The organism is Vibrio pelagius, from assembly GCF_024347575.1.
GTDB classification, from domain to species: domain Bacteria; phylum Pseudomonadota; class Gammaproteobacteria; order Enterobacterales; family Vibrionaceae; genus Vibrio; species Vibrio pelagius.
Window position 1 is genome coordinate 2,955,255 of sequence record NZ_AP025503.1, and the last position, 21,394, is coordinate 2,976,648.

19 protein-coding genes and 1 pseudogene are annotated in these 21,394 nt (G+C 46.7%); 13 read left to right on the top strand and 7 right to left on the bottom strand.

What is annotated here, in order from left to right; all coding sequences use genetic code 11:
• Positions 1-92: 92 nt before the first annotated feature.
• Positions 93-1,280 (bottom strand): 3-phenylpropionate MFS transporter, encoded by a 1,188-nt coding sequence (locus vsple_RS13160; RefSeq protein WP_261882213.1) that lies wholly within the window; start codon positions 1,278-1,280, stop codon positions 93-95.
• Positions 1,281-1,491: 211 nt separating this feature from the next.
• Between vsple_RS13160 and vsple_RS13165 the strand changes: the two genes are divergently transcribed.
• From vsple_RS13165 to fis, 9 genes are all read left to right on the top strand, one after another.
• A complete protein-coding gene (locus vsple_RS13165; protein ID WP_261882214.1) occupies positions 1,492-3,318 on the top strand; it encodes a DUF294 nucleotidyltransferase-like domain-containing protein in 1,827 nt (608 codons plus the stop codon).
• 6 nt (positions 3,319-3,324) lie between these two features.
• Complete coding sequence (locus tag vsple_RS13170; RefSeq protein WP_255229700.1) at positions 3,325-3,957, top strand: 3'-5' exonuclease; 633 nt, start codon at positions 3,325-3,327, stop codon at positions 3,955-3,957.
• 219 nt (positions 3,958-4,176) lie between these two features.
• The gene (gene acs, locus vsple_RS13175; protein ID WP_255229699.1) at positions 4,177-6,126 is read left to right on the top strand and encodes an acetate--CoA ligase; all 1,950 of its coding nucleotides are present in this window, start codon (positions 4,177-4,179) and stop codon (positions 6,124-6,126) included.
• Positions 6,127-6,466: 340 nt separating this feature from the next.
• Entirely contained in the window at positions 6,467-6,916 is a 450-nt protein-coding gene (gene aroQ, locus vsple_RS13180) for a type II 3-dehydroquinate dehydratase (RefSeq protein WP_261882215.1), read from the top strand.
• 74 nt (positions 6,917-6,990) lie between these two features.
• On the top strand, positions 6,991-7,458 hold the full coding sequence (gene accB / locus vsple_RS13185; protein ID WP_255229696.1) for an acetyl-CoA carboxylase biotin carboxyl carrier protein: 468 nt from the start codon (positions 6,991-6,993) through the stop codon (positions 7,456-7,458).
• 15 nt (positions 7,459-7,473) lie between these two features.
• Positions 7,474-8,817, top strand: coding sequence for an acetyl-CoA carboxylase biotin carboxylase subunit (accC, locus tag vsple_RS13190; protein ID WP_261882216.1), 1,344 nt, complete (start codon positions 7,474-7,476; stop codon positions 8,815-8,817).
• Between the two features lie 188 nt (positions 8,818-9,005).
• Complete coding sequence (gene prmA / locus vsple_RS13195; RefSeq protein ID WP_261882217.1) at positions 9,006-9,893, top strand: 50S ribosomal protein L11 methyltransferase; 888 nt, start codon at positions 9,006-9,008, stop codon at positions 9,891-9,893.
• A 139-nt stretch (positions 9,894-10,032) separates the two neighbouring features.
• Positions 10,033-11,001: a tRNA dihydrouridine synthase DusB gene (dusB, locus tag vsple_RS13200; protein ID WP_255229693.1), complete on the top strand. Its 969-nt coding sequence runs from the start codon at positions 10,033-10,035 to the stop codon at positions 10,999-11,001.
• 23 nt (positions 11,002-11,024) lie between these two features.
• Positions 11,025-11,321, top strand: coding sequence for a DNA-binding transcriptional regulator Fis (gene fis / locus vsple_RS13205; RefSeq protein WP_004729744.1), 297 nt, complete (start codon positions 11,025-11,027; stop codon positions 11,319-11,321).
• Positions 11,322-11,388: 67 nt separating this feature from the next.
• Here fis and zntR read toward each other — a convergent pair whose 3' ends face one another.
• On the bottom strand, positions 11,389-11,823 hold the full coding sequence (gene zntR, locus vsple_RS13210) for a Zn(2+)-responsive transcriptional regulator (RefSeq protein WP_032549928.1): 435 nt from the start codon (positions 11,821-11,823) through the stop codon (positions 11,389-11,391).
• Between the two features lie 334 nt (positions 11,824-12,157).
• Between zntR and purH the strand changes: the two genes are divergently transcribed.
• Both purH and purD read left to right on the top strand, forming a co-directional pair.
• Positions 12,158-13,750, top strand: a complete 1,593-nt coding sequence (purH, locus tag vsple_RS13215; protein WP_261882218.1) for a bifunctional phosphoribosylaminoimidazolecarboxamide formyltransferase/IMP cyclohydrolase — start codon at positions 12,158-12,160, stop codon at positions 13,748-13,750.
• 318 nt (positions 13,751-14,068) lie between these two features.
• Positions 14,069-15,355 (top strand): phosphoribosylamine--glycine ligase, encoded by a 1,287-nt coding sequence (purD, locus tag vsple_RS13220; protein ID WP_255229684.1) that lies wholly within the window; start codon positions 14,069-14,071, stop codon positions 15,353-15,355.
• A gap of 133 nt (positions 15,356-15,488) precedes the next feature.
• Here the strand turns inward: purD and vsple_RS13225 are convergent, their stop codons facing one another.
• Together vsple_RS13225 and hupA are read right to left on the bottom strand one after the other, a co-directional pair.
• Entirely contained in the window at positions 15,489-16,196 is a 708-nt protein-coding gene (locus vsple_RS13225) for a DUF1481 domain-containing protein (protein ID WP_261882219.1), read from the bottom strand.
• A gap of 46 nt (positions 16,197-16,242) precedes the next feature.
• Positions 16,243-16,515: a nucleoid-associated protein HU-alpha gene (gene hupA / locus vsple_RS13230; RefSeq protein WP_004729753.1), complete on the bottom strand. Its 273-nt coding sequence runs from the start codon at positions 16,513-16,515 to the stop codon at positions 16,243-16,245.
• Positions 16,516-16,786: 271 nt separating this feature from the next.
• Between hupA and vsple_RS13235 the strand changes: the two are divergent.
• Positions 16,787-17,851: pseudogene (locus vsple_RS13235) on the top strand (CNNM domain-containing protein); the annotation flags it as partial.
• Between the two features lie 170 nt (positions 17,852-18,021).
• On the opposite strand, the gene vsple_RS13240 reads toward vsple_RS13235, so the two are convergent.
• A complete protein-coding gene (locus tag vsple_RS13240; RefSeq protein WP_032549920.1) occupies positions 18,022-18,609 on the bottom strand; it encodes a YjaG family protein in 588 nt (195 codons plus the stop codon).
• 71 nt (positions 18,610-18,680) lie between these two features.
• Between vsple_RS13240 and vsple_RS13245 the strand changes: the two genes are divergently transcribed.
• The gene (locus vsple_RS13245) at positions 18,681-19,607 is read left to right on the top strand and encodes a D-2-hydroxyacid dehydrogenase (RefSeq protein ID WP_261882221.1); all 927 of its coding nucleotides are present in this window, start codon (positions 18,681-18,683) and stop codon (positions 19,605-19,607) included.
• A gap of 4 nt (positions 19,608-19,611) precedes the next feature.
• Here the strand turns inward: vsple_RS13245 and vsple_RS13250 are convergent, their stop codons facing one another.
• Together vsple_RS13250 and hemE are read right to left on the bottom strand one after the other, a co-directional pair.
• A complete protein-coding gene (locus tag vsple_RS13250; RefSeq protein ID WP_261882222.1) occupies positions 19,612-20,157 on the bottom strand; it encodes a DUF4136 domain-containing protein in 546 nt (181 codons plus the stop codon).
• Positions 20,158-20,291: 134 nt separating this feature from the next.
• Positions 20,292-21,359: a uroporphyrinogen decarboxylase gene (hemE, locus tag vsple_RS13255; RefSeq protein WP_032549917.1), complete on the bottom strand. Its 1,068-nt coding sequence runs from the start codon at positions 21,357-21,359 to the stop codon at positions 20,292-20,294.
• Positions 21,360-21,394 lie beyond the last annotated feature (35 nt).

Consider the following 21,394-nt stretch of genomic DNA (forward strand, 5'->3'; position numbering starts at 1 on the left):
CATAAAAAAACCTCTCCATAAGGGAGAGGTTTCATTTAACTAAGGAAGTGTCAGTAACACAATCAGGTCGATGAATTTCTGTGCTTCAGGCTCTAATTCTCGGCTTTAGCTGGTGCTGCTTGCAATTCGACGTCAACCACCGAGCTGCGCTCATCCAACTTAATAAACAGAGCCAGCACACCCATTGCAGCCATCACCCAGAAAATGTTCGCGCCCCACAATTCATAGCCCCAACCACTCAGAGTGGTCATCAATGCGATAAACGCACCAAGCGGAATCGCATTGTAGAGTGCTTGCAGTGCCACCATCTTATTCTCTGCTTCAGATTGGATATACTGAATGGCAGCAATGTGCGCCATTGCGAACGTCACACCATGCAGTAGTTGTACTAACACCAAGCCAAAGATATCGGTTGTCGATGCCGTGATACCCCAACGTGCAATCACACCTAGTGCAGCAACAACAAATAGCATTCTGAGTGCGATACCGGAGAAGAGTCGCTTGCTCAATGCAAACACACCCACTTCCGCCACGACTCCCAAGCTCCACAGATAACCGATGATAGCTTCAGAGTGGCCTGCTTCTTTCCAATAAATCGCACTGAAACTGTAGTAAGCAGCATGACTGCCTTGCAGCAGCGCCATCAATGCAAGAAACTTCACGACCGAGCGCTCACGCATCAAAGCGCCTAACTTCGGGCGAACTTGATGTTGCTCGGATTGCGTCACCGGCATCACAGTTGGATTTCTCATCGCCAGTATTAAAGAGACAAGCACCCCTGCTAATGCCGTATACAAAATCATATCGGTGCCAAATTTAGCCACCAGATAACCAACCACGGTAGAACCTGCAATAAAGGCTACTGACCCCCACAAACGTGTACGTCCGTAATCAAGCATCTTGAGACGGCTGTAATGGTTCGCCATTGCATCAGAAAGCGGGATAACCGGTCCATAACAGAGGTTGAACATTACCGTTGCTAGCAGCATCAATAAGAAACTACCACCGGTAAAGAAGTGGAAACCAACAAGCAATAGTGCAACAAAACTGAGGCAACGCAGTGCTGGCATCAAGTGCTCCGCTTTATGAACACGCGGAGTAATCAAAAGGTTCGCCACACATCGCGTCGCAAAACCCACACCGATCAATACCCCAATATCACCCGCCGAAACCCCTTGGTCTTCGAACCATAATGCCCAAAACGGCAGGTAGACACCGTAAGCGAAAAAGAAGCCGATGAAATATTGAGATATCCATCCATAAGGGGAAGGGTTAAACATACATATACCTATATAAACGATTGTAGGGAGGCAGCGGAGATTATGCCTTTATGCAATCATATGAAAAAGGGAATAATTACTGCTTTGAGTTTCCGTGTTATCAATGACTGCATCACAGAGGAAAATCGCACGTTTAGACTAAAGTCGTCTGGAGCTTCAGTGAGTTTTTGTCAGACTTAACATTAGGTTCTTCACTCTATCTGCGACGCTTATGCCTGACAAATTTAATATGCAGCACCCTCCCTTCGATAGCTTATCTGAGGCCGAACAGCTGACCCTGCGCTCGGCACTCGATGTGGTTTACTATCGCGCTCAAGAAATCATTCTCGAAGCGGGTCGCCCAAGCCATTATCTGCATATTTTAATCAAGGGTGCCGTGGAAGAGCGCGCTAGCAAAGATGGCGAGATTTACGCCCACTATGCGAACGACGATATCTTTGACGTACGCAGCCAATTTGAACCTCACACTAAACACCAATACATCGCGCTAGAAGATACCCTCAGCTACCTGCTTCCCACTGACGTATTCCTTGAGCTTTACAATGCCAATGGCCAGTTTGCCGCCTACTTTGATAACAACCTCGCCAAACGTAAAGAGCTCATAGAGGCTGCCAAGCAGCAGCAAAACTTGGCTGAATTTATCCTAACCAAAGTCGACGATTCGATTTATCACCCACCTCTGATCCTAGAGCCTAATCAACCTATCAATGAAGTGACAAGAACCCTTAAGGAGCAAGGGCTTGACTCGGCTTTAGTTCGCTTGGCCTATGATGATCTAAAAGCTTTTGGATCATCATATACCCTTCCCTATTCTATCGTCACACGAACCAACTTATTACACGCTGTGATGCTCGAGGATTATCCCCTTGATGCTCCCGTCGGTGAGATAGCGACCTTCCCTGTTTTGCATGTCAATGATGGTGATTTCCTGTTTAACGCCATGATTAATATGACGCGTAATCGGGTAAAACGCTTGATGGTTTGTGATGGGCAAGAAGCAGTCGGCATGCTCGATATGACACAAATATTGAGTGCATTCTCGACCCACTCTCATGTACTGACTCTGCGAATAGCTCGTGCCACTAGCATCGAAGAGTTAGCGATGGCCTCCAACAAACAGCGTCAATTGGTTGAGAGCTTAATCAGCAATGGCATTCGAACACGCTTTATCATGGAACTGATCTCTGCGGTTAACGAGCAAATTATCGAAAAAGCTTTTGAACTGATTTTGCCTCCTGCACTGCAAAACCACTGCTGTCTGATTGTGCTCGGTTCAGAGGGACGCGGAGAACAGATACTCAAAACAGACCAAGACAACGCGCTGATTATTCAAGACGGTTTAGAGTGGCATCACTGTGAAGAGGTCATGGCAGAGCTGACTCATACCCTGCAGCAGTTAGGCTACCCGCTCTGTCCAGGCAATGTGATGGTGAACAATCCGAAATGGGTGCACTCACAACAAGGCTGGAAGGAGACACTGTCGCAATGGGTGAAAAAGGCGACTCCCGATACGGTCATGGACATCGCCATTATGGCAGACGCCCATGCAGTAGCGGGCAATCGAGATCTACTGCAACCCGTTAAAGAGCACTTGAGAAATTTAATGGTGGGACAAGAGCTGATACTCACAGAGTTCTGCCGCCCCGCTCTCAGCTTCTCTGTACCGCTATCTCTGTTTGGCAATGTGAAAACATCAAAGTCGGGGTTAGACATCAAACAAGGGGGGATATTCCCTATCGTTCATGGCGTAAGAGCCCTCAGCCTTGAGCACGGAATCCGTGTCAACAACACCTTCGAACGCATCGACGCACTGGTGCAAAAGAATGTTCTTGAACAAAGCACGGCAGACAACCTCAGCGAAGCGCTCAAACAGTTCTTCAAATGGCGTCTATCACAACGTTTATCGCAGCAGCACAACAGCAATAAACTCGACGTAAAACTTATGGAGCGCGCAGACCGAGACCTACTAAGACACAGCTTGCACGTCGTGAAAAAGTTTAAGCAATGGTTGGGTTACCACTACCAAATTAGGGACTAGATCACCATGAACCGATTAGTGCGCTATTACTGGTATCGAAAGCTCAAAGGATCGCCCTATCAGGATCTCTTTACCACCAATTCAGGACAAGAGTTGGTGTCGCTCGATTGTGAAACCACCAGCCTCGACCCAAATCAAGCAGAGTTAGTCTCAATTGCAGCCACCAAAATTATCGGTAACCGCATTATCACCAGTCAGCCATTTGAGGTCAGACTAAGAGCACCTCAATCTTTAGATTCTAACTCAATCAAAATCCATCGAATCCGCCACCAAGACCTCAAACACGGGGTCGAAGAGAAACAGGCCATCAGTGCACTGCTCGACTTCATCGGCAATCGACCTTTGGTGGGTTACCACATCCGCTATGACAAAAAAATTCTCGATAAAGCGTGCTTAAAACACTTTGGTTTCCCTCTACCTAATCCATTAGTAGAAGTGAGCCAGCTCTATCAAGAAAAGCTCGAAAAGCACCTGCCTAATGCCTATTTCGATCTAAGTCTTGATACCATCTGTCGCCAACTCGACCTGCCGCTGCCCACCAATAAACATGATGCATTACAAGACGCTATCTCGGCTGCACTGATTTTTGTACGCCTACAACACGGTGCTCTGCCGCGTTTCAACTCTTCTTATTCGTAATTCAACCATTACGGATAAATGAAACGATCTAACTCTCAAAAAAGCACTTAACTCGCTATTTTTTAAGTAGAAACACGCTTCTCATCCTAAAGTCTAATTGTGGAAATGGCTCTGCTAGCCGACAGTGATAACACAACGACAGTCCACTAACTTGACTTAGAAACTGAACATAAAGGAAGTTGCCAATTCATTAGGAATGTAGGCACAAGGAGAGATGCAATGAGTGAAGCCCACGTTTATCCGGTAAAAGAAAACATCAAAGCAAATACGCACGCGGATAATGACACTTACCTAGCCATGTACCAACAATCTGTTTCTGACCCTGAAGGTTTCTGGGGAGAGCATGGAAAAATCGTAGATTGGATTAAGCCTTTCACCCAAGTGAAAAGCACGTCATTTGATCCAGGCCACATCGACATTCGCTGGTTTGAAGACGGTACGCTCAACGTATCTGCGAACTGTATTGACCGCCACCTGGCTGAGCGCGGTGATGAAGTCGCTATCATTTGGGAAGGTGATGACCCAGCTGACGACAAGACGCTGACTTTCAAAGAACTGCACAAAGAAGTGTGTGAATTTTCTAACGCCCTCAAAGAACAAGGTGTGCGAAAAGGCGACGTTGTGTGTCTATACATGCCAATGGTGCCAGAGGCGGCGGTTGCAATGCTCGCCTGTACACGTATCGGTGCCGTTCACACTGTAGTGTTTGGTGGCTTCTCACCAGAAGCACTGTCAGGTCGTATCATCGATTCTGACTCTAAAGTCGTGATCACCGCTGATGAAGGCGTTCGTGGCGGCCGTGCCGTTCCTCTTAAGAAAAATGTCGATGAAGCTCTGACCAACCCAGAAGTAAAAACCATTCAAAAAGTTATCGTCATGAAACGCACTGGTGGTGACATTGATTGGCACGAACATCGTGATGTATGGTGGCATGAAGCAACAGCAAACGTATCTTCTGAGTGCCCACCAGAAGAGATGAAAGCAGAAGACCCTCTATTCATTCTCTACACATCAGGTTCAACAGGTAAACCTAAAGGTGTTCTACACACAACCGGTGGTTACTTAGTTTATGCTGCAATGACGTTCAAGTACGTATTTGACTACCAAGAAGGCGAAACCTTCTGGTGTACTGCGGATGTGGGTTGGATCACGGGTCACACATACCTAATCTACGGACCACTGGCTAACGGCGCTAAAACAATCCTATTTGAAGGCGTGCCAAACTACCCAAATACTAGCCGAATGAGTGAAGTGGTTGATAAGCACCAAGTAAACATTCTATATACGGCTCCAACAGCGATTCGCGCTCTGATGGCGAAAGGTAACGAAGCGGTTGAAGGCACTACGCGTAGCAGTCTGCGTATTATGGGCTCGGTAGGTGAACCCATTAACCCAGAAGCGTGGGAGTGGTACTACAAAACGATTGGTAACGAGAACTCACCGATTGTTGATACATGGTGGCAAACCGAAACGGGCGGTATCTTGATCGCTCCTCTACCGGGTGCAACGGATCTAAAACCAGGTTCTGCGACTCGCCCATTCTTTGGCGTTCAACCTGCACTAGTCGATAACATGGGTAACATCATCGAAGGCGCAACCGACGGTAACCTAGTGATTCTAGATTCTTGGCCAGGTCAAATGCGTACTGTTTATGGTGACCATGAGCGCTTCGAGCAGACTTACTTCTCAACCTTCAAAGGCATGTACTTCACCAGTGATGGTGCTCGTCGTGATGAAGATGGCTACTACTGGATCACAGGTCGTGTGGATGACGTGTTAAACGTATCAGGTCACCGTATGGGTACGGCAGAGATTGAATCGGCGCTGGTTGCATTCGACAAGATTGCTGAGGCTGCAATTGTAGGCATCCCTCACGACATTAAAGGCCAAGCGATCTACGCTTACATCACCCTAAACGACGGTGAATTCCCAACGGCTGAACTTCATAAAGAGGTGAAAGATTGGGTACGTAAAGAGATTGGTCCAATTGCGACACCAGACGTACTACACTGGACAGACTCTCTACCAAAAACACGTTCTGGTAAGATCATGCGTCGTATCCTGCGTAAGATTGCAACAGGCGATACAGGTAACCTCGGCGACACTTCAACACTTGCCGACCCAAGTGTGGTTGACAAGCTCATCGCAGAACAAGCTGAGCTGGCATAAAGCCGAGGATAAACGGTCCTAGCTAGGCATGTTTATCTGATATGTTTAAAACACCCCACCTTCAAACCGTCACTTGTGTGGCGGTTTTTTTATGCCTGATCTTGATCTCAAATATCCACCCTGGAATTAAGGCCTCTCCCATTTTTTGTTAACTTGGTAACAATTATGCCCCATTACATTAGGAGATTAGACCAGTAAATTGCTGCGATTTGCGCTGAATTAGCTATAATCTGGTTCTAATTTTTAAAATCGGTCGTTTTAGCGCTAGCAAAACGGCATGATTTGTAAATAAAATGGGACATTCACACTCATCGTCATGATAAAGGAAGATAGCCCCACGATGTCTACAAAGTTTCGCATTCTAGTTTTAAATGGCCCAAACCTTAACCTGTTGGGCCTAAGAGAGCCGGCACATTACGGTTCTCAAACACTTGACCAGATAATTGATGGTCTGAAAGAGCAAGCGAAAACGCAGGACGTTGAGCTGTCTCACTTACAATCAAATCGTGAGTACGAACTCATTGAAGCCATTCACAGTGCATTTCAAAGTATTGATTTTATTATTATCAATCCAGCGGCGTTCACACACACCAGTGTGGCACTACGCGATGCATTACTTGGTGTAGCAATCCCATTTATTGAAGTGCACCTTTCTAATGTTCACGCACGTGAACCATTTAGGCACCACTCATACTTCTCAGACAAAGCCGAAGGGGTAATTTGTGGTTTGGGTGCACAAGGCTACCAATTTGCTTTGACCGCTGCGATTAACAAGCTTCAGTCAAAGTAACGAACATAACCGAACTAATAGAAACCAGCTCCAGTCATAGAGCATGGTTCATTAACAAATAAGAGAAAGAAACGATGGATATTCGCAAAATCAAAAAGCTGATCGAATTGGTTGAAGAGTCTGGTATCGCAGAACTAGAAATCTCTGAAGGTGAAGAGTCAGTACGCATCAGCCGTAACAGCACAGCTCCTGCAGCAGCACCAGTTCACTACGCAGCAGCGCCTGCACCTGTAGCAGCACCAGCTCCTGCAGCGGCCCCTGCTCCTGCGGCGGCACCAGAAGCAGCTGAAGCTCCAGCGGCAGTAACTGGTCACCAAGTTCTTTCTCCAATGGTTGGTACTTTCTACAGCGCACCAAGCCCAGACGCAAAACCATTCGTTAAAGTAGGTCAACAAGTTAACGCTGGCGATACACTATGTATCGTTGAAGCAATGAAGATGATGAACCAAATCGAAGCGGACAAATCTGGTGTTGTAACTGCAATCCTAGTTGAAGACGGCCAACCAGTTGAGTTCGATCAAGCTCTAGTAATTATCGAATAATAGAGAAGCCTCATTATGTTAGATAAATTAGTCATCGCTAACCGTGGTGAAATCGCACTACGTATTCTGCGAGCATGTAAAGAGCTAGGCATCAAAACGGTAGCTGTTCACTCAACAGCTGACCGCGACCTTAAGCACGTACTGCTTGCAGATGAAACTATTTGTATCGGTCCAGCTCGTGGTATCGATAGCTACCTGAACATCCCTCGCATCATCAGTGCGGCAGAGGTAACAGGCGCTGTTGCTATTCACCCAGGCTACGGCTTCCTATCTGAAAACGCAGATTTTGCTGAGCAAGTTGAGCAAAGCGGCTTCATCTTCGTAGGCCCTAAAGCTGAAACTATCCGAATCATGGGTGATAAAGTTTCTGCAATCACGGCAATGAAGAAAGCTGGCGTACCTTGTGTACCCGGTTCTGACGGCCCATTGAACAACGATGAAGCAACCAACAAAGCTCACGCTAAGCGTATTGGCTACCCAGTTATCATCAAAGCATCAGGTGGCGGCGGTGGTCGTGGTATGCGTGTAGTTCGTTCTGAAAAAGAGCTAACTGAAGCGATCGCAATGACACGTGCAGAAGCAAAAGCATGTTTCAACAACGATATGGTTTACATGGAGAAGTTCCTAGAAAACCCACGTCACGTTGAAGTACAAGTAATTGCCGACGGTCAAGGCGGTGCTATCCACCTTGGTGAGCGTGACTGTTCTATGCAGCGTCGTCACCAGAAGGTTGTTGAAGAAGCACCAGCTCCAGGTATCACGGCAGAAATGCGTAAGTACATTGGTGAACGTTGTACTCGTGCTTGTCTTGAGATTGGCTACCGTGGTGCAGGTACTTTTGAGTTCCTATACGAAAACGGCGAGTTCTACTTCATCGAGATGAACACTCGTATCCAAGTAGAGCACCCAGTAACTGAAATGGTTACCGGTGTTGACCTAATCAAAGAGCAGCTGCGTGTTGCTGCGGGTCAGCCTCTGTCTTTCACTCAAGATGACATCAAGATCAGCGGTCACGCTATCGAGTGTCGTATCAACGCGGAAGATCCAGATAAGTTCCTACCTTCACCAGGTAAGATCGAGCGTTTCCACGCACCAGGCGGCATGGGCGTACGTTGGGATTCTCACATCTACACAGGCTACACAGTACCACCTCACTACGACTCAATGATTGGTAAGCTGATCACTTACGGTGAGAACCGCGATGTAGCTATCTCTCGTATGAAGAATGCTCTAGGCGAGATGATTGTAGAAGGCATCAAAGTGAACATCCCTCTACAAGAATCGATCATGAATGACGAGAACTTCCAACACGGTGGTGCAAACATCCACTACCTTGAGAAGAAACTTGGTCTTCAATAGAAGCTAGTTTTGTGTAATTTGTTCGTGTAAGAACAGAATAAAATGCTCACTTTGGTGGGCATTTTTTGTTTTTAAGCATTCAAAAAACGCCACTTACTCGCCCATGATATTCCTTGGGGTTTTGGTGAATTTGCTCATATTTTCTGCTAGACTCGCCATCCAATTTTTCTCATATAGAAGATTCAGCCATGCCTTGGATTCAAATCAAGCTTAATGCGACCAACGAAAATGCCGAACAGATTGGCGACATGTTGATGGAAGAGACTGGCGCTCTTTCTGTCACTTTCCTTGATGCACAAGATACCCCTGTATTTGAGCCTCTGCCGGGTGAGACACGACTTTGGGGCGATACGGATATCCTAGCTCTATACGACGCTGAAATTGATACCAGCGCCGTTCTAGCGCAAATTAAAGCGAGCAACATGTTCCCTGCTGATTTCGCTCACAAAGTCGAGCAGATCGAAGATAAAGACTGGGAACGTGAATGGATGGACAACTTCCACCCAATGAAATTCGGTGAGCGTCTATGGATCTGCCCAAGCTGGCGTGACATCCCAGAGCCGGACGCAGTCAATGTAATGCTTGACCCAGGTCTAGCGTTTGGTACAGGTACTCACCCAACAACAGCGCTTTGCTTAGAGTGGCTAGAGGGCTTAGATCTATCAGGTAAAACAGTGATCGACTTCGGTTGTGGCTCTGGCATCCTAGCGATCGCAGCGATCAAACTAGGCGCAGCAAAAGTTGTTGGGATCGACATTGATCCTCAAGCTCTGCTTGCATCAAAAGACAATGCCGAGCGCAATGGCGTCGCTGACCAATTAGAAGTATACCTGCCTCAAGATCAGCCAGAAGGTCTGATTGCTGATGTTGTCGTTGCTAACATCCTTGCCGGTCCACTACGCGAACTTTCAGGCATCATTAAAGGTCTAGTAAAAGAAGACGGTGTACTTGCGATGTCGGGTGTTTTGGATACACAAGCGGAAGACGTGGCGACTTATTACTGTGATGAACTTCACATTGATCCGATTGTTGAGCAGCAAGAGTGGTGTCGAATCTCTGGTCGCAAGCAAGGCTAGACAAGACTTTGAGCGCTAATTGACTGAATTTTATGCAAATTACAAAAACAAATTGTAAATGCTCAAATATTAGTCTTTTCACGCAGCAAAAAAATGCGTAAAATGCGCGCCCTTGCTGGTACAGAACTGTGATGACGTTTTGAAAATCGGAAATTATCAACTTAAGAACAATCTAATCGTCGCCCCAATGGCTGGCGTAACGGATAGACCATTCCGTGAGTTGTGTCTTCGCTATGGAGCGGGGATGGCAGTCAGTGAAATGATGTCCTCCAATCCTAAGGTTTGGAAAACGTCGAAGTCTCAGCAGCGTATGGTACATGAAGGCGAATCGGGCATTCGTTCAGTACAGATCGCTGGTGCAGATCCACAGCTTATGGCCGAGGCTGCGCAATTCAACGTTGAGAACGGTGCGCAAATCATCGATATCAACATGGGTTGCCCAGCAAAAAAAGTGAATAAGAAGCTTGCGGGCTCCGCGTTACTGCAATATCCGGATCTTATCGAAGAGATCTTGAAGGCTGTGGTAAATGCGGTTGACGTTCCAGTAACGTTGAAAACTCGCACAGGCTGGGATACAGACAATAGAAACTGTGTCCAAATCGCTAAAGTAGCTGAAAACTGCGGCATTCAAGCACTTGCTCTTCACGGAAGAACTCGCGCTTGTATGTACAAAGGTGAGGCCGAATACAAACACATTAAAGCGGCGAAACAAGCTGTCTCTATACCGGTTATCGCTAACGGTGATATCGATAGTCCGGAGAAAGCAAAGTTTGTACTGGAGTACACCGGTGCTGACGCTTTAATGATTGGCCGTCCTGCCCAAGGACGTCCTTGGATTTTCCAGGAAATCCACCACTATTTGGAAAACGGCACCACGATGGACCCACTCCCGACTTCGGAAGTGAAAGACATCATGCTTGGTCATGTTCATGCTCTACATGAGTTTTATGGAGAGTTTTTAGGCCCGCGCATTGCACGTAAGCATGTGGGTTGGTACCTAAAAGAACACGAACAAGCGAGTGAGTTTCGCCGTACCTTCAACGCACTCGAAGCAGGTGATCTGCAGCTTGAGGCGTTAGAAGGTTATTTTGATAACGTTGCACCATAATTACGAGAAGAGCTAGACCGAATATGTTCGAACAAAATCTGACTTCAGAAGCATTGACAGTGACTACAGTAACATCACAAGACCAAATCACGCAGAAACCACTACGTGATTCAGTGAAAGCATCATTGAAAAACTACCTTGCTCAATTAAACGGTCAAGAAGTCAGCGAGTTATACGAACTAGTATTAGCTGAAGTTGAACAGCCACTACTAGACACCATCATGCAGTACACTCGCGGTAACCAAACTCGCGCAGCAACCATGATGGGTATCAACCGCGGTACTCTTCGCAAGAAACTTAAAAAATACGGCATGAACTAATCATTCTGACGTACAGAAATTTAAAGCCCAACTTACTGAGTAAGTTGGGCTTTTTTTATCTCTAAGCTCAGTCGCTGCAACAGCTGCCTTTCTGGGTATTCTCAGAATCCAGTGCCGCCAGAATTGAGCAGTGACTCGCATCATCATCCACATGCCCACAGCACGCATCATTGATTTTTTTCAGGGCAATTCGAATACGACTCAGCTCAGCAATTTTCTCATCAATCATCGTCAACTTAGCGCTGGTAATCGACTTCACCTCCGCGCAGCTATGCTGAGTCGCCTCTAAGCGAATATCGAGTAATTCTTTAATCTCTTCCAAGCTCAAGCCCAACGCCTTTGATTTTAGGATGAAGGTCACCTGCTTTTGATTATTTTCGTCATACAGTCGATAACCAGACTCACTGCGACTCGCCGGAGCAATAAGATGGTTTTTCTCATAAAACCTTAGCGTATCGGCTGTCACACCACAGCGTTTCGCTAATTCTCCTATCTGAAACATAGTTTTTCCTGATTTTTCATTACTGCCACAATTAACCTTTTCGTTACTTTTCAGGCTCAAATGGCAATTTTCACAATTATTTTTGAGATGCCAAACGATTGCGCGAGCTTTTTTGTAATAAATTAGTTAGAATGTGCGCCATCAAATTTGGAGACTGTTATTTTCTTAGGTATTAAACATAAGAAGAAACGGAATCTCAAAGGTCTTTACCAAAACTGGCCAATATTTTATCTCTCACTCTGTTATACGTTATCCAGAGTAAAGAAGATGGAAACAAGTTCTTTTTTGGCAAATATCTTTATTTTAACTCCATGAATTTGAGGAAGATGGAAGCATGAATAACGCTCGTCCAATTCGCCGCGCCCTAATTAGCGTATCAGACAAAACTGGTATCGTTGAATTTGCACAAGCCCTTGCTAACCGTGGTGTCGATATTCTATCGACTGGTGGCACTGCTCGCCTGCTTGCTGAGAAAGGCATCTCTGTTACAGAAGTATCTGACTACACTGGCTTCCCAGAAATGATGGACGGCCGCGTTAAGACTCTGCATCCAAAAGTTCATGGTGGCGTTCTAGGTCGTCGTGGTCAAGATGATGAAGTGATGGAAACTCACGGCATCAATCCTATCGATATGGTTGTTGTTAACCTATACCCATTCGCAGAAACCGTTGCTAAAGAAGGCTGTACCCTTGCTGATGCCGTTGAGAACATCGATATCGGTGGTCCAACAATGGTTCGCTCTGCAGCGAAAAACCACAAAGACGTAACTATCGTTGTTAACGCTCACGACTACGATCGCGTTATCACTGAAATGGACGCAAACGAGAAATCTCTTACTCTAGAGACTCGCTTCGACCTAGCTATCGCAGCATTCGAACATACAGCTTCTTACGACGGCATGATCGCTAACTACTTCGGCACTATGGTTCCATCTTACGGTGAGAACAAGGAAGGTGACGAAGAGAGCAAGTTCCCTCGCACGTTCAACCAACAGTTCGAGAAAAAACAAGACATGCGCTACGGTGAAAACAGCCACCAAGCAGCTGCATTCTACGTTGAAGCAAACCCAGAAGAAGCGTCTGTTTCTACTGCTCGCCAAATCCAAGGTAAAGCCCTTTCTTACAACAACATCGCTGACACAGATGCAGCACTTGAGTGTGTGAAAGAGTTCGACGAGCCAGCATGTGTGATCGTTAAGCACGCTAACCCATGTGGTGTAGCACTAGGTAAAGACATCCTAGAAGCTTACGACCGAGCGTTCAAAACAGACCCAACGTCTGCATTTGGTGGCATCATCGCATTCAACCGTGAACTAGACGCAGCAACAGCAACGGCTATCACTGAGCGCCAATTCGTTGAAGTGATCATCGCACCTTCTGTTTCTGCTGAAGCAGTAGAAATCGTAGCGGCTAAGAAGAACGTGCGTCTACTTGAGTGTGGTGAATGGACAACTAAGACAACTGGCTTTGATGTGAAACGCGTTAACGGCGGCCTACTGGTTCAAGACCGCGACCAAGGCATGGTTTCGCAAGATGACCTTAAAGTGGTTTCTAAACGCCAACCTACAGAAGAAGAGCTAAAAGACGCACTATTCTGCTGGAAAGTAGCGAAGTACGTGAAATCTAACGCGATCGTTTACTCGAAAGGTGACATGACTATCGGTGTAGGCGCAGGCCAAATGAGCCGCGTTTACTCTGCGAAAATCGCAGGCATCAAAGCTGCAGACGAAGGTCTACAAGTTGAAGGTTGTGTAATGGCATCAGATGCATTCTTCCCATTCCGTGACGGTATTGACGCGGCTGCAGAAGCTGGCATCAAGTGTGTTATCCAACCGGGTGGCTCTATGCGTGATGACGAAGTTATTGCAGCAGCAGACGAACACGGCATGGCGATGATCTTTACGGGCATGCGTCACTTCCGCCACTAATTCTCTTGTCATCATTGGGGCGGTAACTGCGTTGACTACGTTCGCTTACCCTAATCACATAGCGAGCTATGCTCATAGGGATAAGCTCACTTGTCGCCTTGTTAGCGCTCCCACTGATTTAAAGAGACCTCGAATAGTTGAATGGCGTAAGTACCAACTACTTTGAGCAAGACTTAACTTAAATTTCTCAAAACCGTCATTCCGTATAGCGAGGAACGAGCGTAATACGGAATCTCTTGGTTTAAAACGTTAAACAGATTCCCGACAGTTTCGTTCCTCAACTTCGAGAATGACGATTTTTGATTGAAGGATTAAAACATGAATGTATTGATCATCGGTGCCGGCGGTCGTGAGCACGCACTTGGTTGGAAAGCAGCACAAAACCCAAACGTTGAAACAGTATTCATCGCGCCAGGTAACGCAGGTACGGCGCTTGAGCCAAAACTTGAGAACGTAAACATTGGCGTTGAAGACATCGCTGGTTTAGTCGCGTTTGCTCAAGAGAAAAAAATAGAACTGACTATCGTTGGCCCTGAAGCACCTCTCGTCATTGGTGTGGTTGACGCGTTCCGCGAAGTGGGTCTGCCTATCTTTGGTCCAACTCAAGCCGCAGCACAGCTAGAAGGCTCTAAAGCATTCACTAAAGACTTCCTAGCTCGTCACGACATCCCAACCGGTTCTTACGCGAACTTCACTGAGATTGAACCCGCTATCGCTTACGTTCGTGAACAAGGCGCGCCAATCGTAGTGAAAGCTGACGGTCTTGCGGCTGGTAAAGGCGTTATCGTTGCGATGACTCTGGAAGAAGCAGAAGACGCAATCAAAGACATGTTGGCAGGCAACGCATTTGGCGAAGCTGGCAGCCGCGTGGTTATCGAAGAGTTCCTTGAAGGCGAAGAAGCAAGCTTCATCGTAATGGTTGACGGTTCTAGCGTACTGCCTATGGCCACCAGCCAAGACCACAAACGTGTTGGCGACAAAGACACTGGCCCGAACACTGGTGGTATGGGGGCTTACTCTCCAGCTCCAGTAGTAACGCCTGAGATCCACAACCGTATCCTTGAAGAAGTTATCTACCCAACGGTACGTGGCATGGACGCAGAAGGCGCGCCTTACACAGGTTTCCTATACGCAGGTCTGATGATCGCAGCAGACGGCACACCGAAAGTTATCGAATACAACTGCCGTTTCGGCGACCCAGAAACGCAACCTATCATGATGCGCATGGAGTCAGACCTTGTTGAGCTTTGCCTAATGGCTATCGACGAGAAGCTAGACCAAGCAGAATCTAAGTGGGACCCACGCGCTTCAATTGGTGTTGTTCTTGCAGCTGGCGGCTACCCTGCTGACTACGCAAAAGGTGACGTAATTTCACTACCTGAAGGCGATGTTGAAGGCCAAAAGATCTTCCATGCAGGTACAGCGAATAACGAAGCTGGCGAAGTGGTGACGAATGGCGGTCGTGTCTTGTGTGCTACTGCTCTTGGCAATAGCGTTTCTGAGGCTCAGGAGCGAGCGTACGCGCTAACTAAGCAAGTTAGCTGGAATGGTATGTTCCACCGCAATGACATCGGTTACCGTGCGATTGAGCGCGAGCAGAAGTAATCATTGTTGAGATTGCAGGTATTAAAAAGGCGCATCATGCGCCTTTTTTAATTTTTGAACCTAATTTGCAGCCTTCAGAGTATTTGGCCTACCATGATCCTTTTACACCAAATGCTTCTCAGCAGTGATATCTCTACTGCTCTTTCAACAACGTAGGGCGCACAATACAGTCGTGGCTGTCTTCCGCTAGCATCAGTAACTCTTCAACCGATACGCTACCCTTACCAAGTGATACATTACCCAGCACCGCCGCATAACTGTCTACCGTCGCTAAGCGATTAATCACAAAGTTTGGCAGTGTTTGATTAAATTCAAATTCAGTGAATTCGTCACCGTCACAACTCTCAAATGAGGTGCCATTCCAGTAGCCTTGTAGCAACTCTAGGCCTTCGCCATTTTGTCTATCAGTCGCAGTCAACACAGACCTCGCTTCTTTTTTGTATCGCTCTAACTGCTTGACTTGAATCGGTAAGATTTTTTCATTGATACGGTGTTGTTGATAGACAGCCTCACCCGACGTATTAAAACGCACATGGACACGGTATGGCACGAGTTTACCATTAGAGTCGCGCTGTTCACCTTCACGGATGAACTCTCGCAAGATACCGTTCGACCAAGCATAATCGGTTTTGTACCAGCCATAATCGCCTAGAGTAACGTAATCCGCTGAGCTGTGTGGCTGTGTAAGCTTATTGGTGATCCAATAGAAACTCGTGGCATCACCCATAACCTGACCGCCAGTATAGGTTTCAAATTGTTCGAGATTTTGCGTCGGACTGGATGAGGAACACCCAACGAGAAGTGCAGAGAAGAGAGAAACGAGAAGAAATGTTTTTTTCATAAAACCTGTACCGAGGTGGAATACAACTACCTCGGTACAGTTTAGATTATTTCACTGAATCTTTCAGTGCTTTGCCTGCAACAAATGCTGGAACATTTGCAGCAGCGATTTGAATCTCATCACCAGTTTTTGGGTTACGACCAGTGCGAGCTGCACGGTGGTTTACTTTGAAAGTACCAAAACCAATTAGCTGAACTTGATCGCCATCTTTAAGAGCATCAGTTACGCCGCCAAGAGTCGCTTCTAACGCAGCTTTCGCTTGAGCTTTAGAAAGGTCCGCTTTTTCAGCAATAAAGTCGATTAATTGGGTCTTGTTCATTTTAGGTTTCCCTTCTTTGTATTTTTAAATTCAATTCACTCTAAAACATAAATGCCCCATCTGGCAAAGGTTTGTCGATGATCTTTGACTCTAATGCCGTAGTTTTAGCCATAATATGAGTAATAACTCACAATTTGTTACTCAAATTCCCTTCCAAGCCCTTGTTTAAAGGGGGCTGAGACTAAAATTAATGATGACCAAAGCATCAATTTTTTTCTATAATCCAGCTTGAATCGCTGACAAAGCGTACAATCTATCATTAAGGGCAAACATGCTGCTGTTAACTATCTACGTCTCCATTGCCATTGGAATTTCTTTTATCTGTTCTGTTTTGGAAGCTGTGTTACTGAGTATCAGTCCAAGCTACATCGCTCAACTCAAGCAACAAGGTCACCCTGCTGCTGAGTCGCTCGATAAGCTGAAAACAGACATTGATAGACCACTTGCTTCTATCCTAACGCTCAACACCATCGCGCATACTATCGGTGCTGCGACAGCGGGTGCACAAGCGGCAGTTGTGTTTGGTAGCCAGTGGCTAGGCGTGTTCTCTGCCGTACTGACTCTCGGCATTCTAGTCCTATCAGAAATCGTTCCTAAGACCATAGGAGCAACTTACTGGCGTCAACTTGCACCTGCGTCGTCAACGGTTCTGCGTTGGATGGTTTTCTTCCTAACACCTTTCGTATGGTTCTCTGAACAAATTACTAAACGTCTCGCCCGCGGCCACGAAGCGCCAAAAATGCGCGACGAGCTATCTGCGATGGCGATCCTAGCAAAAGAGAGCGGTGAATTTGCGGAAGGTGAATCTAAAATTCTGAGTAACCTGCTGGGCATTCAAAACGTCCCTGTCACTCAAGTTATGACGCCTCGTCCAGTCGTATTTCGTGTTGATGCAGAGATGACGATTAATGAGTTTCTTTCTGAGCACAAAGATACGCCGTTCTCTCGCCCACTGGTTTACAGCGAGCAGAGTGACAACATTATTGGCTTCGTGCACCGTCTAGAGCTGTTCAAGCTTCAGCAATCAGGCAGCGGTGAAAAACAGCTTGGCTCGATCATGCGCCCTATCCAAGTGGTATTGAACAACACAGCTCTACCAAAAGTGTTTGACCAGATGATGACGCACCGCCTTCAACTCGCACTTGTGGTTGACGAATACGGCACAGTACAAGGCCTTGTAACGCTAGAAGACATCTTTGAGCACCTCCTAGGTGAAGAGATCATCGATGAAGCCGACAAGAACACAGACATGCAAGAACTGGCGTTTCAGCGTTGGGAAAACTGGAAAGAGACCCACGGCGTAATCGAAAGCCGCGATGACGAGCATGAAGAAGAGCTCGAAGAGAAAGCTGAACCGAAAGAACAACAAGAAGCTGCAGAAAAAATTGAAGCCGAAGCTGAAGTTAACCAAGACTCTGATGTCTCTTCAGCAGATAAGAAAGCGTAATCAAGCACAGACAAGAAAGGCTCCAAACGGAGCCTTTCTTTTTACTATTCGATCGCAAGCTAGATAGCAACACCGATATTGCTGACAGGCTCTTCACGCAGTTCATGGCGTAAATCTTTAATCAGCTCAATATCGCGCTCTGTGGTTTCACGTAGAGGGCGGAAAATAGCCCACTGAACGTCCCACTCTTCACATACTGCTTCGTTCTCTTTTTGGTTTTGGTTAGTCACTTCGTCTGCTCCTTGAGCAAACTCAAGATCCGCGACCGTCTTCACTGACTGTTGGCTAACCTTAATTACCGCTTCAAATAGATGTTCGCGGTCCAATAAGCCATGCAGCAGTGTAGCGAGACCTTGGCAAGCATCCATTGCAGGGTACACACCATAGAAGTCGAAATCTTCTGCACTCGGGAATAGCTCTTCAATTTTCTCTAGTTGACGCTCAAAGTTCACCTTCGCGGTTTTTACCGTTAGGATTTCCCAGACACTGTCTAACACATCACGGTAGATTCGTGCTTCGGCAAATTCTGTATTCTCACAAAACATGGCATAGTTAGGGTACATACGCTCACACAGACACGCCATGAAAGTAATTTGTTGCCAAGGTTCTAGTTTTTCAAGACGAACCTGAAGTGGATTCTGTAGCATAGTCACTCAATAGTTGCAGAAAAAGACAGCGAAAGTGTACTTGATAAACCTTAGGGAAAAAAGGTAAGCCGATGAACAATTTCACCAATAAACTCTATATTCTCACCGAGCACAACGAGACCTATCAACAACTGCTCCTTGAACACGCCTTACCCGACCTAGAAATCACTGAAACCGCTGCAGAAGCGGACATTGTGCTCGCCGCGCCGCCTCTGGTTGCCCAACGCCTAAACGAGTTCACCAAGCTAGACTGGCTGCAAAGCACCTACGCTGGTATTAATACACTCATCAGTTCTGAACTTCGTCAAGATTACACTCTCACCAACGTCAGAGGTATCTTCGGGCCACTCATTGCTGAATATGTGCTAGGTTATAGCATCAGCCACTACCGCCATTTTCAACACTACCACCAGCAACAAGCTCAAAAGCAGTGGCAACCACAGCTCTATCAATCACTCAACGGTCGTACTATGGTGATCCTCGGTACCGGTTCGATTGGTAGCCATCTTGCCAAAGTTGCACAAGCCTTCGGTCTTAAAGCGATTGGAGTAAACCGCACCGGCATACCACCACATCAAACATCGTTTGACAGCACTTACCATATTAACGAAGCGCACGTCGCGCTCAAGCAAGCGGATATCATCGTCAATACCCTACCCTCAACAGCGCAAACCAATAGGTTGCTCGATGGTGAACTGCTCAGTCATTGCCAAGGTGCACTGCTATTTAATGTAGGCCGTGGCAGTACACTCGATGAAGCAGGACTTCTGTTGGCACTCAAAAACCGTTGGGTGGAACACGCTTTCTTGGATGTGTTTGAAAACGAACCTCTCGCAAAAGAGCACCCTTTCTGGGGACTACCACAAATCACTATCACCCCTCATATTGCAGCGCTTAGTGAGCCGTGTCAGGTCGTCGAGATATTCGCTAACAACTACCTGTCTTGGCGTGATGGCTTCCAACTCAAACACCAGATTGACTTCGACAAAGGGTACTAGCGGTTTACTTCGCTTGTGGCGCAGCAATTGGGTACTCTTCGAACATCTGCTGCACCTGGTCTTGAACGAATTCGTTTCGCTCTTCAGAGTCCATGGTTTCAGTTAGCTGTCTTTGAGAGACGGAGCGCCACACCACGTCGTTAGTTTGTGTATCAATCAAGTTGACACTGAGCTTGCCGTATTTCTTCTCTTTGACTCGAGTTGGTGTACTCACGCCAGCGCCATAACGGCTATTGATGCTACCCGTACCAAAACCAAAACTAAACGTCGGTCCATCCGCCAGCAATTCAGAGGCTTCCAAAATCTCATAATGGACCGTCAACTGACCATCAGACTCAGACAAGCGCATCCCTCTTAAAGCCATCTCTTTATCGACCGCTTTCTTTATTCGAGCGCCATCTAAGGTGACGGGCGTATTAGGATCCTCATGATACTGATAGGTTGAAAAACCACTAAAATCGACCGAGGAGTCATAGTCGGTCGCCACGTCCGAAGCACAACCAGAAATCAGTAGCGCACTCAATAACCAAGCAAAACCCACTCTCAACATACTCAACTCCTTCGAATTTCCCCGTTATGTAGATCATAGTCGAAAATTATCGAGACACCTGTGGAAACACGTAGAAACGAAAAAGCCCCTCACTACAACAGTGAGGGGCTTTGGAAAAAATTTAATTTTAAGCGTTACTTATGGTAAGGCTTAGACAGCTCGTGTACCGCTTCTACGAACACGCCTGCATTTTCTGGCGGCACGTCTAGGTGAATACCGTGACCAAGGTTAAATACGTGGCCAGTACCCGCATCACCGAAACCTTCAAGAATCGTAGAGACTTCTTCACGGATACGCTCTGGAGAAGCATAAAGCATAGAAGGATCCATGTTACCTTGCAGTGCAACCTTGTCACCCACGCGTTTAACCGCATCTTGAATGTTGATTGTCCAGTCTAGACCAACTGCGTCACAGCCCGTCGCTGCGATCTGCTCTAGCCACATACCACCGTTCTTAGTGAATAGCGTCACTGGTACGCGACGACCATCATTTTCACGGATAAGACCATCAACAATCTTATGCATGTATTGCAGTGAGAACAGGTTGTAATCACGAGGAGTCAGTACACCACCCCAAGTATCAAATACCATCACTGATTGAGCACCCGCTTTGATTTGCGCATTTAGATACTCGATAACGCTGTCTGCTAGCTTATCTAGAAGCAGGTGCAAAGTCTGAGGTTCTGCGTACATCATCTTCTTGATCTTAGTGAAGGCTTTCGAGCTGCCACCTTCAACCATGTAAGTCGCCAGTGTCCATGGGCTACCAGAGAAACCGATCAGTGGAACGTCACCGTTTAGATCTTTGCGGATCTGACGAACTGCGTTCATTACGTACTGCAGTTCACCTTCTGGATCTGGCAGGCCAATTTTCTCTACGTCTGCTTTGCAGGTGATTGGCTTATCGAAAACCGGCCCCTCGCCCGCGGCAAAGCGCAGTTCAAGACCCATAGCATCAGGAATCGTCAAAATATCTGAGAACAAGATTGCTGCATCAAGAGGGAAGCGACGTAGAGGTTGAAGCGTTACTTCAGATGCTAGTTCAGCGTTCTTACAAAGCGACATAAAATCACCCGCTTCAGCACGAGTTGCCTTGTACTCTGGAAGATAACGACCTGCCTGGCGCATCATCCATACTGGCGTGTAATCAACAGGCTGTTTTAAGAGTGCGCGTAGATAGCGATCATTTTTTAATTCGGTCATTCCGTAAATTCCAATTCAATCTTGTCTAGTTGTTG

What these genes read in the sequence shown, in the direction of transcription:
- vsple_RS13160 (WP_261882213.1), bottom strand. Translation starts at nt 1,280, where the DNA reads ATGTTTAACCCTTCCCCTTATGGATGGATATCTCAATATTTCATCGGC.
- vsple_RS13165 (WP_261882214.1), top strand. Translation starts at nt 1,492, where the DNA reads ATGCCTGACAAATTTAATATGCAGCACCCTCCCTTCGATAGCTTATCT.
- vsple_RS13170 (WP_255229700.1), top strand. Translation starts at nt 3,325, where the DNA reads ATGAACCGATTAGTGCGCTATTACTGGTATCGAAAGCTCAAAGGATCG.
- acs (WP_255229699.1), top strand. Translation starts at nt 4,177, where the DNA reads ATGAGTGAAGCCCACGTTTATCCGGTAAAAGAAAACATCAAAGCAAAT.
- aroQ (WP_261882215.1), top strand. Translation starts at nt 6,467, where the DNA reads ATGTCTACAAAGTTTCGCATTCTAGTTTTAAATGGCCCAAACCTTAAC.
- accB (WP_255229696.1), top strand. Translation starts at nt 6,991, where the DNA reads ATGGATATTCGCAAAATCAAAAAGCTGATCGAATTGGTTGAAGAGTCT.
- accC (WP_261882216.1), top strand. Translation starts at nt 7,474, where the DNA reads ATGTTAGATAAATTAGTCATCGCTAACCGTGGTGAAATCGCACTACGT.
- prmA (WP_261882217.1), top strand. Translation starts at nt 9,006, where the DNA reads ATGCCTTGGATTCAAATCAAGCTTAATGCGACCAACGAAAATGCCGAA.
- fis (WP_004729744.1), top strand. Translation starts at nt 11,025, where the DNA reads ATGTTCGAACAAAATCTGACTTCAGAAGCATTGACAGTGACTACAGTA.
- zntR (WP_032549928.1), bottom strand. Translation starts at nt 11,823, where the DNA reads ATGTTTCAGATAGGAGAATTAGCGAAACGCTGTGGTGTGACAGCCGAT.
- purH (WP_261882218.1), top strand. Translation starts at nt 12,158, where the DNA reads ATGAATAACGCTCGTCCAATTCGCCGCGCCCTAATTAGCGTATCAGAC.
- purD (WP_255229684.1), top strand. Translation starts at nt 14,069, where the DNA reads ATGAATGTATTGATCATCGGTGCCGGCGGTCGTGAGCACGCACTTGGT.
- vsple_RS13225 (WP_261882219.1), bottom strand. Translation starts at nt 16,196, where the DNA reads ATGAAAAAAACATTTCTTCTCGTTTCTCTCTTCTCTGCACTTCTCGTT.
- hupA (WP_004729753.1), bottom strand. Translation starts at nt 16,515, where the DNA reads ATGAACAAGACCCAATTAATCGACTTTATTGCTGAAAAAGCGGACCTT.
- vsple_RS13240 (WP_032549920.1), bottom strand. Translation starts at nt 18,609, where the DNA reads ATGCTACAGAATCCACTTCAGGTTCGTCTTGAAAAACTAGAACCTTGG.
- vsple_RS13245 (WP_261882221.1), top strand. Translation starts at nt 18,681, where the DNA reads ATGAACAATTTCACCAATAAACTCTATATTCTCACCGAGCACAACGAG.
- vsple_RS13250 (WP_261882222.1), bottom strand. Translation starts at nt 20,157, where the DNA reads ATGTTGAGAGTGGGTTTTGCTTGGTTATTGAGTGCGCTACTGATTTCT.
- hemE (WP_032549917.1), bottom strand. Translation starts at nt 21,359, where the DNA reads ATGACCGAATTAAAAAATGATCGCTATCTACGCGCACTCTTAAAACAG.